Source organism: Muribaculum intestinale (assembly GCF_002201515.1).
Lineage (GTDB): Bacteria > Bacteroidota > Bacteroidia > Bacteroidales > Muribaculaceae > Muribaculum > Muribaculum intestinale.
In genome coordinates, this window is sequence record NZ_CP021421.1 from 2,139,149 (window position 1) to 2,152,848 (window position 13,700).

The 13,700-nt window shown below is 49.6% G+C and carries 7 protein-coding genes; all 7 read left to right on the top strand.

What is annotated here, in order from left to right; translation table 11 throughout:
• The first annotated feature begins 45 nt into the window (after window positions 1-45).
• Window positions 46-4,263 carry a choice-of-anchor J domain-containing protein gene (locus ADH68_RS08595; RefSeq protein ID WP_107033552.1) on the top strand — a complete coding sequence of 1,406 codons (4,218 nt, stop codon included), beginning with the start codon at window positions 46-48 and terminating at the stop codon, window positions 4,261-4,263.
• 208 nt (window positions 4,264-4,471) lie between these two features.
• The gene (locus ADH68_RS08600) at window positions 4,472-5,008 is read left to right on the top strand and encodes an RNA polymerase sigma factor (protein WP_068961167.1); all 537 of its coding nucleotides are present in this window, start codon (window positions 4,472-4,474) and stop codon (window positions 5,006-5,008) included.
• Between the two features lie 148 nt (window positions 5,009-5,156).
• On the top strand, window positions 5,157-6,116 hold the full coding sequence (locus ADH68_RS08605; protein WP_068961166.1) for a FecR family protein: 960 nt from the start codon (window positions 5,157-5,159) through the stop codon (window positions 6,114-6,116).
• Window positions 6,117-6,260: 144 nt separating this feature from the next.
• Window positions 6,261-7,793: a DUF4832 domain-containing protein gene (locus tag ADH68_RS08610; protein ID WP_068961165.1), complete on the top strand. Its 1,533-nt coding sequence runs from the start codon at window positions 6,261-6,263 to the stop codon at window positions 7,791-7,793.
• Between the two features lie 33 nt (window positions 7,794-7,826).
• Entirely contained in the window at window positions 7,827-9,695 is a 1,869-nt protein-coding gene (locus ADH68_RS08615; RefSeq protein WP_068962094.1) for an FAD-dependent oxidoreductase, read from the top strand.
• A gap of 66 nt (window positions 9,696-9,761) precedes the next feature.
• Window positions 9,762-11,828 (top strand): alpha-galactosidase, encoded by a 2,067-nt coding sequence (locus ADH68_RS08620; RefSeq protein WP_068961164.1) that lies wholly within the window; start codon window positions 9,762-9,764, stop codon window positions 11,826-11,828.
• Window positions 11,829-11,858: 30 nt separating this feature from the next.
• Window positions 11,859-13,667, top strand: a complete 1,809-nt coding sequence (locus tag ADH68_RS08625) for a glycoside hydrolase family 2 protein (protein ID WP_068961163.1) — start codon at window positions 11,859-11,861, stop codon at window positions 13,665-13,667.
• Window positions 13,668-13,700: the final 33 nt, after the last annotated feature.

A 13,700-nucleotide genomic window follows, 5' to 3' on the forward strand; every position in this document is an offset into this window, starting at 1 on the left:
AATATATACATTTCTTTACCAATCATTTTCATAATATCACCACGTATGACAAGGACGACTGCTCAATGGGCTTTTGCGGCAATGATGCTCGTATCTCCCGCATTGGCCGACGCGGCCGAGTTGTGGGGAAATATTCTCTCTTCCACAGCGTGGGACAATCCGCGCGACAACTACGGTGTGTATTCTTTTCAGACCGATGCCGAGAATTTTGAATTCCGTCAGCTGAAGCATAAGACTTCGATGAACGTAAATGGCGGTGGCACATATTTCGACGGCAGGCATTATTGGATTAACTGGGAGTCGTATGGCATGGGCAATTGGTATGCCGACGATTACACCGACGACTGGCGCAATGTCGACGGAAATTTTTTCTTTGACGACACGGCTGTGCCATGGGATATTGCCTACAATCCGAAGGACGGTTTCGTATACGGTATTTTTAATGAGGGATCAAAGATTTCGACTCTTGACTTTGCCACAATGCAGACAACTCCGGTCACAACCATATATACCGGTTTCCCGGTTGTGGCGATAGCCGTGAGCAAAGACGGTGTGGTATATTGGATTGACAGCCGAGGCACATGCAGTTTCTGGAACACCCAATATGGTTTTGGTTTCGCCCAGACTGCTGTGGATACCGGCATAAACGTGGCGTCAGAGCCTCAGAGCGCTGCCTTTGATGAAGATACAGGATTACTTTACTGGACGGCAAAGGCTGACGACGGAGCTACTGCTCTATATTGCATAGATGTGGCCGGAAAGTCTTGTCAGAAATTGGTTGATTTCCCCAACAATGAATATGTTGTGTCACTCCGTGTTGTCAACGATGCTGTCGTGTCAGGCGCACCTGTGCGCGTCGCTAATCTTACGGCGGAGTTTGTCGGTGGAGAGCTTGCGGGGAATATATCGTTTACCCTTCCCGAAAAGACTGTCGTGGGCGATTTCCTCAATGGGAATGTAGAGTATACGGTTTCGGTCAATGGCAAAGAGCATTCTAAGGGGGCCGGCACACCTGGTGACCATATTTCGCTCGATATTACTCTTTCGGAGGGCATGGCCAATATCTCGGTAGTCACAGCCAATGCCGATGGCGTAGGACAGGAAGCCAAGACTTCGGTCTACGTAGGAAATGACAATCCGGAGGCTCCCTCCGATGTCGTGCTTACAGTGGCCGATGGCATCTTTACCATTAGATGGCGCGCTCCCGGGCAGATAGGCTCGCATGATGGATATGTCGATGCTGAGGCTATTACATATACCGTAGTGCGTTACCCGGGTGAGATGATTGTCGCAGAGGGGCTTGCGGCTACTGAATTTTCTGAAAAAGTACCTGATGCTCCGTTGGCCACATATTATTATAATGTGTATGCTTCTTCAAACGACAAACAGAGCCGGCCAGGACGGTCGGGTTCGCTCATCGCCGGCAATGCTTTGGAAGTACCTTGGCTTGAAACATTTGACACACGCGATGGATTCTCAATGTTTGAAGTGATTGATGTTGATAAAGACTGGTCGACATGGTTGTGGATGTCCCAAGGGTATGCAAAATGTTCCAACAGCTATTATGCTGACAATGACGACTGGCTTGTCACTCCTCCTATTCATCTCAAGGCCGACCGCACTTACACAGTCAGCTTCATGACGAGCGTCGAAGAGGCATATATGCCGCAGGCTCTTACAGTGTTGTGGGGTAGTGCCGATAGCGATCCTACCGAATATACCGATGTAATTATGCCGCTTTCCGAGCTTGACAACGAGGAGTGGACAAGTACGGAGGCCACTATACGGGCGCTGCGCGATGGCAACTACAAAATAGCTTTCCACTGCACCGCATCAAGCGGTTTCTACTCTCTGTCGCTTAAAAATGTCGGCATTGATGAAGGTGCGATGCTTTCGGCGCCGGATGTATGTGGAGATATTGTCGCTACTCCCGGCAGCAACGGCGCTTCCCGGGCCAGAATTACATTTGTAGCTCCGTCGGTGACGGTTGGTGGCGATGCCCTTGGCTCGATAAGCCGTATTGTAGTTAAGTCGGACGACCGTATTGTCGCCACAGTCGACACTCCACAGCCGGGTGTTGCTTATTCTGTAGATGACAATGAGCCTGCTGATGGATTCAACATATATACCATTGTGGCTTATGTCGGAGAACTTGTTGGTGCGCAGGCTTCAGCAAGATGTTATGTCGGTACTGACATTCCCGCTCCTGTCAGCGGAATAGAGCTAATCGACAATGGCGACGGCTCTGCTACCCTGCGCTGGGAGTCTGTGGCCATTGTAGGTGAAAACGGCGGATATGTCAACCCCGATGAGGTCACATATTCCGTATATACTTCCTCCAATGATATTGTTGAATCCGGTATTTCTGGACTTTCATACGAGATACCATCCGTTGAGCAGACACCTGTGCCATCGTCAGTAATATATCGCGTCACAGCTTCCAACTCAAAGGGAGAGAGTGCCAAGAACAGATCGAGTGTGATGCTCCTCGGTCCGTCGGCAGAACTTCCGTTTGCAGATTCGTTTGCCGGCGGCACCCCGGTCCAGCATTGGTTTTTGGAGTCCCCCAACAGCCTTTATTCATTCCGTGCCACTACTCTGATGTCGCAGGATGGCGACCTTGGCGCTAATTCATGGCGTTCCGGTGGCGCAGGTGAAGAATCATGGATAGCTTCAGCAAAGATTTCGGCCCGAGGTGCGGAAAATCCGGTACTTACATTCTGGTACTACGCATATCCTGCCACACCTAACGGACTGGGAGTGTATATGTCATGTGCCGGAAAGGAAATCAAAAATCTCGCTACGGTAAATTATTCAGAACTTGAAGGCGAAACGGGATGGCGCAAGATGCAGCTTACTCTGGATGGTGCATCGGCACTCGACTATATCAGTATACGCTTTAGGGGATTTGCCGGAGAAGAGAATGCTATCGTAGCTATTGACAACATTCTTGTAACAGATATGCCAGGAAACGACTTCGGGGTAAAGATGTCAGCACCTGTACGGGCTCGCCGTGGATGCCCGGTCTCAATTCCTGTGACTGTTGCCAACAACGGCAGTACAGCCAATGCGCCATTTACACTGAAGGTTACAGTCAACGGTGCTGACATGCCGGAGATAACCGATACATTTGATTCCGGAGAGGAACGCACATTTATGATTGAATATACACCCACTCTGGCCGATGGCGAAATGCTAAAGGTTGTCGCCGCTGTATCTTCCGAAGCCGATGAGGTGGCCGCAAATGATGTTACACCGGAAGCCGAGATTGAGATTACAGACGCCGAAGGGCTTGATGCTGTGATAGATCTTTCAGCTACAGTCAGCGGGAGTGATGTCGTTTTGTCATGGAGTGCTCCTGAGAATATAGTCGGAGGCACTGTCACAGAATCGTTTGAACATTGCGAGCCGTGGACTACTGCAGGTATCGGCGATTGGACAACGGTAGATGCCGACGGATTCCGTACATTCGGAATATACGATGTAGAGTGGCCGGGCAAGATGGAGCCTCATGCGTTCATTGTGTTCAATCCTTCGCTTGCTGCCGGACTTGATGGCGATGAGGAAGAGTTCATGGCCCACTCCGGAAAGCAGTTTCTCGCATGTTTCGGAGCCGATCCTGAAGAGCCCGTCAATGTAGGTGATGTGCGCAATGATGACTGGCTGATTTCGCCGATGCTGTCAGGCGATGCTCAGACAATATCTTTCTACGCCCGGAGTCTTGACCCTTATGGCTCACCGGAGACATTCGAGGTTCTTGCCTCGGACAGCGGCTGCTCTTTGTCTGATTTTACTACATTGGTAGGTCGCCGTACAGCCAATCGCGCAGGATGGGCGCTGTATACATTTGAACTGCCTGAGGGCACACGGTATTTTGCCATCCATGTGATATCTGTCAACTGTTATGCTCTATTTGTCGATGATATCACTTATGAGGCAGCTTCTGCAGTAGTGGAGGGATATAATGTATATCGCGACGGCAAACTGCTCGCTTCTGTCGTGGCTCCGGGATATACTGATATCCGGGCTGGTGGCAGTCATGCATATTTCGTAGGTGTACGTTATGACCGCGGTGAATCCGGTGCATCCAATGAGGTGGTGATATCGACAAGCGGCATATCGGCTGTTGTGGCCGATATGGAGGACGATGCTGATATCTTTACGCTTACGGGCATAAAGGTTGGCCATGGCGTCGCTGACTTTGACCGACTTCCGGCCGGAATATACCTTATGGGTGGCAGAAAGATAGCTGTTATGCGTTGAGTTATAATAAATTTTACCACTTACTTACTTTTTATCTATGCTTTGGCAATTCCTGCCAAAGCATAGAATTTTTATGGGCATAGATGTATTGGCTTTAGTATTCGTTATGTAAAAATATACACTCATTTGAATATATACCATAAAAGAACTAACTTTGAAGAGTGAATGAGACTTTTTTCATGCCGGATTAATGAATGTTGATTAGTGAATGGAAGCCAATATTATATATCGTATTAGCCAAGGCGATGAGCATGCATTTGATACTCTTATGGATGTGTGTTCGCCATCGCTATATCGATATGCGTTAGGTATAGTCCGTTCACGTGAGGTTGCCGAAGAGATTGTCAGCGATGTGTTTATGGAAGTATGGAAGATGCGCGGATCTCTTCTTGAAATTTCGTCGCTTGAGAGCTGGATGCGAAAGGTTACTTACTGTAAGGCCGTGACTGCCTTGCGACATGATTATTCCTGTCCGGAAGGTGTGTCTATTGACGATATTGTCAACTTCAATATTGACACAGCTCCGTCTCCTGACGAGGAAATAATCTCCAGAGAGGACGCATCGTTACTTAATCAAGCCATACAATCGCTTCCTGAAAAATGCCGACATGTGTTTTATCTGGCCAAGATAGATTGCATGCCATACAAGGAGATTGCATTGATGCTTGGTATTACAGTGGCTACTGTCAGTTATCATGTAGGCTATGCGATGGATGCTCTTCGTCGTGTGCTCCGGCATGATTGACAAGAGGGAACCATCCGGAAATAACTGTTGTCATGAAACCCTCTAAAATTCGTATTTTACTCACCCGATGAAAATTTTTTAGAAAAAATATCGTTTTTAACCTATAGATTCGCGGGGAAGTTGCGTCATATATTATAGAGACATTAATATGAATTACGACAATCGACATAACCGAAATATATCTGACAACACGGTCGACCGCCGTATCGACATGTTTCTTGACAACTATCGTTCAGGCAATGATGTTGATGTGGAACGTATCAAGATACTCACTCGCGATAAGATTCGCAGAGAGCGGATGCAAAACCGCATGATTGTGCGCCGCCATATACTTCAATGGGCAGCAGTGGCCGCAATAGTGGCTGTAGTAGTCTGTGTGTCTTTCTGGATTATGCGTCCGGTATCAGCGATTGATTTATCCGAGGCCTCTGATGCGACTCTTGCCGAGGCAGGATACACTACTGTGACTGTTCCTGCCGGAGAACGTCGTGAAATAGCTCTTTCCGACGGGTCGGTGATTATAGCAAATTCATGTACTGTTGTAAAATATCCGGCTGAATTCGATGGCGTCGAGCGTCGGATATTCGCAGATGGCGAGGTTTATTGCCGCATCGCCAAAGATGCTGACCATCCTTTTGTTGTCGAGAGCAACGGATTTGATATCAGGGTACTCGGCACTACTTTTAATGTACGCAACTCCTCTGACTCCACGGCCAGTGTGGTTCTTGTGGAAGGTGCTGTCGAGATTTACACTGATTCTCATAATTGTGTGAAAATGAAGCCCAACCACCTTGTAGACATTTGCGCTGGTAATATTACTTCCATGCAGAGTGTCAATCCGGCCGACTATACGTCATGGATTGATTACAAGCTGCATCTTGACGGTGAGCCTCTCAGCGAGGTGATAAAGCGACTGAATGCCTTCTATGACCTCAATGTGACATGCGATTCGGCTCTTGCCGGGGTCAAAATTTACGGAAAACTCAATCTCAAGGGAGAGGCTTCCGAGGTACTTAATTCTATCCAGACAATCGTTCCGATGAATATGGAGAGTCATGGACGTGATGTAAGATTGCGTCCTATACAGGAGTCTGACCTTCCGTCATGACTCCATTTGATTGTCGCCGCAAGTTAGACGATAATCACAAATCAAAGACAAGTATACACGGCTGGTTGTCCGGGATGTAAATTTCCGGAGAGCTATCACCATGTCTGTGCACTTAACCTCAACAACCACGATAACACGATATAAATGAAACCATTATCAACATTCTGCAAATCTATTATTGTCAGTAGTGCTCTTTGGGCTGCAGTCCCTGCGGTTGCCGCTTCGGAGATGACTACCGTGACTATTGAGCCTGATACAGTAAGCACTTTTCGCAATCCTCTGACGGGATGGGTGATGTATCTCGGTCGTACCTGGGACGCCGATTTCTGGACTGCCAACGGCTATGACTCGATGGTGACATCCACCGGCGATACCGTGCGGGTCAGTGATTATGCATCATGCGCATATATACGTACATCATGGGCTTCTTTTGAGCCGGAAGAGGGAAAGTATGCCTGGAACGATCCGGATTCGCGACTGATGCGACTTATTCGTTCAGTATGGGACCGCGGTATGCGTATCGCTTTCCGTGTGGTGATTGATGGTCGCGATCAGGCGCAGAATACTCCACAATATGTGTTCGATGCTGGTGCCGAGGGATACTATGACCCTAAAAATCCCGGGAAAAATTATTCGCCTTATCCTGACGACCCTGTGTTTCAGGAGAAATATACCAAATTTTTCCATGCGATGGCCCGTGAATTCGATGACCCCGACAAAGTAGAGTTTATTGACGCTTACTCTCTTGGCAAGTGGGGTGAAAGCCATTCGATGATTTACAAGGATAATGCCAATAAAGAGCCTGTTTTTGAATGGGTTGTGTCGCTTGCTACAAGCTGCTTCAAGAGAGTGCCGATGCTTGTGCACTACCATCGTATGCTTGGCGACCCTACCTATGATGGCTGGGGTGCTGTGCCTGAGAACGCCGCCCGACTTATCAGCAAGGCAGTTGACCTTGGGTTCTCTTTACGTCACGATGCTTTCGGTATGACAGGGTATTATCAGGAGTGGGAGAAAGAACAGGCTAAGAAATGGAATTTCACGCGTCCCATCATAATGGAAGGCGGTTGGATTACCGGTGCCCACCATCGCTATTGGATTGACCCTTCCGGCGAATATCGTCAGGGACATGCAGTCGACGTGCGAGAAGGCGAGTATAAAGCCTCACGCGAGGCTCATGTCAATATGATGGATTTCCGCATCAATGACGAGACGCGCTCATGGTTTCAGGAGGCATTTCCGCTTGTAAAGAAATTCATAGCCGAAGGAGGGTATCGCCTATATCCGGATATGATATCAATACCGTTATCAGCCTCACGCGGTCAGAAAGTCTCGATTACACATCGCTGGAATAATCTTGGGTGGGGATACTGCCCGACCAATATCCCGCAGTGGAATCAGAGATACAAGGTGGGATTTGCGTTGCTCGATTCATCTACACTTGAGCCTGTAAAGGTATGGGCCGACAAAAATACACGTCTCGACCTGTGGCTCAAGGGCTCGCCTACAGAGTATACTACATATATTACTATTGACGGAGTTCCGGCTGGTAAGTATGTGTGGGCTGTGGGGCTTGTTGATGTTACACGTGGGAATGAAATCGGCCTGAAAATTGCCGCCAGGAATAACGTGACTACGTTAGGGTGGGTAAAACTGTCAGACGTCATATTAAAGTAACGATTTTACGACATGCTCCAAATATTTATGGTGATGAAACGTAATATATTATCTGCGCTTTCGATTCTGTTAGGTGCCTGTGGCGCGTTCGGAGCCGAGTTGCTTGTGCAGGCCGAATCTTTTGATTCTCACGGAGGATGGAGTCTTGACCAGCAGTTTATGGACCATATGGGTTCGCCCTATCTTATTGCCCATGGCCTTGGTAAGCCTGTGGAGGATGCTGTCACCACGGTCGATATTCCGGAGGCAGGCAGATATACAGCATGGGTGCGTACCTATAACTGGACTTCTCCATGGGAACCCGACCGCAAGGGGCCGGGAGCATTCCGAGTAAGCGTCAACGGTCGCCGACTTGCATCTACAGCCGGCGACTCGGGTTCGGCGTGGGAATGGCAGCGTCTTGGAGAAGTGTATCTGAAAAAAGGGAAAGCAACCATAGCGCTTCATGACCTTACCGGCTTCGACGGACGTTGTGATGCCGTGCTATTGAGTTCTACGCCAGGATTTGTGCCCGGTGATTCTTATACTGAAACAGCGACACTCGATATTCCGGATACCGAGCAGTTTGATTTTGTAGTCGTAGGAGGCGGTATTGCCGGCATGTGTGCCGCTGTGTCGGCCGCACGGCAGGGTCTCCGCACAGCTCTTGTCAATGACCGTCCTGTGCTTGGGGGGTGTAATTCTTCTGAGATACGAGTGCATCTTGGCGGCCACTCGGAGATAGGTCCTTATCCGGCTCTTGGACGTATGATTAGAGAGTTCGGGCATAGCCGCAAAGGCAATGCACAGCCTGCCGCCAACTATGAGGACGAAAAGAAAGATTCATTTATCCGCGCTGAAAAGCTGGTCACTCTGTTTGCTCCATATCATGCGGTTTCTGTTGATACCGACGGCAATCGAATCAACGGAGTCACAATATGTCATACCTCTACAGGCGACAGGGTGCGTCTGTCAGCCCCTCTTTTCGCTGACTGTACAGGCGACGGGTCTATCGGCTGTTGGGCCGGTGCCGACTGGACCGTAGGACGCGAGGCTCGGTCTACCTATGGAGAACCGCTTGCGCCAGAAGTTGCCGATTCGCTTGTAATGGGAGCTTCGGTACAATGGTATAGCAGGGATGATGGGCGAAAGAGCGGTTTTCCGGTGTTTGACTATGGGATAACATTCTCCGATTCTACATGCCAAAGGCTTACTATGGGCGAGTGGAAGTGGGAGACGGGTATGCGTCTCGATCCTGTCCGTGATGCCGAGAAAATACGCGATTATGGTATGCTCGTTGTATATGCCAACTGGAGTTATCTAAAGAACAGGCTCGCGGACAATGATAAATTCCGCAACCGCTCGCTTGATTGGGTGGCGTATGTCAACGGCAAGCGCGAGAGCCGCCGTCTGCTGGGCGACTATATTCTTAAGCAGGATGATATCGACAAAGGTGTGACGCATGAAGACGCATCGTTTACTACTACATGGAGTATCGATCTTCATTTCCCCGATCCGGAAAATTCCCGCCACTTTCCGGGCCGAGAGTTTAAGGCTGTCACCAATCATATATTTATCCATCCCTATGCTGTGCCCTACCGTTGTCTATACTCGCGCAATATCGATAATCTGTTTATGGCCGGACGCTGTATCAGCGTCAGCCATGTGGCCCTCGGCACGGTACGTGTAATGCGCACTACGGGCATGATGGGCGAGGTGGTCGGTATGGCTGCCGGCATATGCTACCGCAACAGCACCACTCCGCGAGGGGTGTACCAGCAGTATCTTCCCGAATTGAAGGAACTTATGGCGAAGGGTGCCGGACGGCCTGCTGATGAACTTCCCGACAACCAGCGCTTCAACCTCGCCAACAAACTGCTTCCCGCTCCCCGAGCGCTCCTTGACTGTTCCGGCGACAAGTAGCGTATATTAATTCATTGACCATCTCGATATCATATTGTCACAGTCTGACCATAACCCAATCAAGCCATGTCACGTTTCATATATCCTCTGTTACTACTGTCATTGTCCACATCGGTTTCTAAGGCTTCGGAATGCTATGCCACACTTGATGGAGATACCTTGCGTATTGGCAACTCTGTTGTAGAGCGTGTGCTCGTATGGAATGACGGCGCGCTTGCTACAGCGCGTATCGCCGTCAAGGGTGCCGCCCCGCTTGTCGCTGATGCGTCGTCTCCCGACTTCATAGTCAACCGGTCGGTACCTGCCGATGCCAGACTCGACACCATTACAGTGGCGCCCGACGGAGTCACTCCAGAGCAGTTTCTCGCCACTGTTTCATATAAGGCCGGTCCTCTTGACGTGCGTCGTGTATATCGTATTGTCCCGGGTGTGCCTGCTATTGCTTGCGACACATATCTTCGCGGAATCCTTGGCGACAACATTCCGACAGGTAATGACAATGCTGCCGACCGTACAAACATCGAGAGCAAGGAGGCAATGAAGGTTACGACGGTTACCTCTGTGCTTGACCGCATACGCTTTAACGGAGCTCACTGGCATGGTCGTGCTGTTGAATTCCGTGATGTGACCGACTGGAACAATAATCTTGTATCAGAGCAGGACTTTATATCATATCGACGTACTCCTCATCGCGGCAATATCCTGATTGTAAGCGACGGCACAGGCAGTCGTGGAGGTGTAGTGATGCTCAAGGAAGCTCCATCGTCATCTTCGCAGCTATCTTATACCAATGCCGACTTTTTCTCTGATTTCGGAGACTTCACCGTGACAGGAACCGGCCTGAATGCTGCCGATGTCGTTCCCGACAAGTGGACACAGGCATACTCTACGGTGATGATTCCATATTGCGGCAGCGAGCTCGATGCGCTCACGGCATTAAGGTCATATCAGAAAACACGGCGAATCATGATTCCGGGACGCGATGAGATGGTGATGATGAACACGTGGGGCGATCGATCTCAGGATTCAAAGGTAAATGAGGCATTCTGCCTTGCCGAGCTTGAGCGTGCGTCACGTCTAGGTATAACACATTTCCAGATTGATGACGGATGGCAGTCCGGCAAAAGCCCCAACTCGGCAGTGGCCAAAGGCTCGTTTAAGGATATATGGCGCAACGCCGATTACTGGAAACCCGACACGATGAAGTATCCTCGCGGACTTCGTCCGGTAGTTGACCGCGCCCATGAGCTTGGAATCGAAATTGGCCTGTGGTTTAACCCTTCGGTGCAGGATGATTTTGCCGACTGGGAGAAGGATGCAGCCACGCTTGTCGGCCTTTACCGGGACTATGGCATACGCATGTTCAAGATTGACGGACTTGCGATAAACTCAAAGCTCGGGGAAGAGCGCTTGCGCAGACTGTTTGACAAGGTGATGCTGGAATCAGGCAATGAGGTTGTGTTTAATCTCGACGCTACCGCAGGTCGTCGCGCCGGATATCATATGCTCAACCGTTATGGAAATATATTTCTTGAAAACCGGTATACTGACTGGGGTAATTACTATCCTTATCATACTTTGCGCAATCTGTGGATGCTTTCGAAGTATGTGCCTGCTGAGATACTTCAGATAGAGTTCCTGAACAAGTGGCGAAACCCCGACAAATATCCGACAGGTGATCCGTTTGCTCCGGTCAATTACTCGTTTGACTATCTTTTTGCCGTTACAATGGCCGGGCAGCCGCTGGCATGGATGGAGGCTGCGAATCTTCTCGAGGAGGCCTTCGCTACCGGCAGTTTGATAAAGGAGTATCGCAGTATGCAACACGCATTCCATCAAGGTACCATACTCCCGGTTGGGGAGGAGCCATCGGGCCGTTCTTTTACAGGATTCCAGTCTGTAATATCACCTTACGAGGGTTTTCTGCTGCTCTATCGTGAATCGACTCCTGAATCTACTCGGATTATCGACACTTGGCTTCCGGAGGGAACCGATGTGCAGCTTATCCCGGTCCTTGGCGATACGGGGCAGACTCAAATGTCGGTGGCTGAGAATGGCCGTATCAGAGTCTCTTTGCGTAATCCCGATTCGTTTGCCATGTACAGATATAAAATAATCGGCAGAAAAAAATAATTCGCAAAAAGTTTATCGAAATATATATATATGAAGTTTCCTCGTATTTTTACACTATCGGTTCTCCTCTCGCTCCTTGCGCCGGCGATTGCCGCCGGTGGACCCGGTCTGACAGTCAATGCCTATGGCCGTAGTCATGTTTCGCTCAACGGCAAGTGGTCGGCTATACCTGATTTATACGACCAAGGCCGCCGTATGGAAGTATATAAAAACCGTACGCCGCAGGGAAACACAGATTTCTATGAATATTCTTTCGACACCGGATGTCTGCGGCTTGATGTCCCTGGTGACTGGAATTCGCAGACTCCCGAACTCAAATACTATGAGGGAACAGTATGGTATGCCCGACCGTTTGAGGCGAGGGCAATACCCGGACGACGCTCGGTGCTCCACTTTGCAGGTGTGAGCTACCGTGCGACCGTCTATCTCAATGGAAACGAAATTGCTTCACATGAGGGGAGTTTTACACCGTTTGAGGTTGACGTCACCGACTTTCTGTCTTCCGACGGTAAAAATTTTCTCGTAGTCGAAGCTAATAACCGACGTACGCCAGATGCAATACCGGCCGAGTCATTTGACTGGTGGAACTATGGCGGTATAACCCGCGATGTATTGTTGCTCGATTTACCTGAGCGGCATGTCTCCGACTATACGGTACGTCTTGCTCCGGGGACTTCCGATATTGTAGAGGCTGAGGTGGTATTGTCGAAGCCCGAGGGAGGAGTACCGGTTGATGTTGCCATACCTTCTCTTAAAAGCAAGGTCACGCTTACTACAGATGCCGACGGACGGGCAACAGGCCGATTTCGCGCAAAGGGATTGAAACTTTGGGCTCCGGGCGCTCCGGTGTTATACGATGTGGTTGTCGCATCGCCGGCCGACACTGTTACAGAGCGTATCGGTTTCCGTACTCTCGGAGTCGACGGAACAAAAATCTTAGTCAACGGCAGACCGGAGTTTATGCGTAGCATATCTTTCCATGAGGAGATACCTCAGCGCAGAGGACGTGCGTGCACTATGCAGGATGCCGTGCAGCTTGTTGGAGAGGCCGAGGCGCTTGGCGTGAATATGATACGTACGGCACATTATCCTCAGAACGAGCATATCGTGCGCCTTGCCGAAGAGCGCGGTATCCTGCTTTGGGAGGAGATTCCGGTATGGCAAGGCATCAGTTTTACCGACAGTGCGACATTGGCCAAAGCACAGCGTATGATGACCGAGATGATTACCCGCGATAAAAACCGATGTGCCGTTGCCTTCTGGAGTGTCGCCAACGAGACGCGTCCTTCTCCCGAACGCGACCGTTTTGTAAAGGCTCTTATCGATACCGTGCGTGCTCTTGATTCGTCGCGTCTCGTCACAGCTGCATTTGACAATATCGGCTACGACAAGAAGTCGGGTACATTTACCGGCGCTGACAATATACCGTCGCTTCTTGATGTGGTAGCTGTCAATAAATACATGGGCTGGTATGCCCCATGGCCTCTTGACCCTGAGAAATGTGTATGGGATTTTGCTTCCGGAAAGCCACTTCTGATATCGGAGTTCGGTGGAGAGGCTCTGTATGGCCAGTCTGGCAGTGAGGATATTGCGAGTTCATGGAGCGAGGAATATCAGGAAAGACTATATCGTGACAATCTCGCCATGATGTCACGTATACCCAATCTTGCCGGCATATCTCCATGGGTACTTTATGATTTCAGGTCTCCGTTCCGCTTCCATCCATTAAATCAGGAGGGCTGGAACAGAAAGGGGCTGGTCGGTGATCGGGGCGACAGGAAGAAAGCCTGGCATGTGATGCACGATTTCTATATGTCAAAGAAAAATGGTGCTCAGTGACAACCGGTCATCAAACACTGAATTATAGTTTAT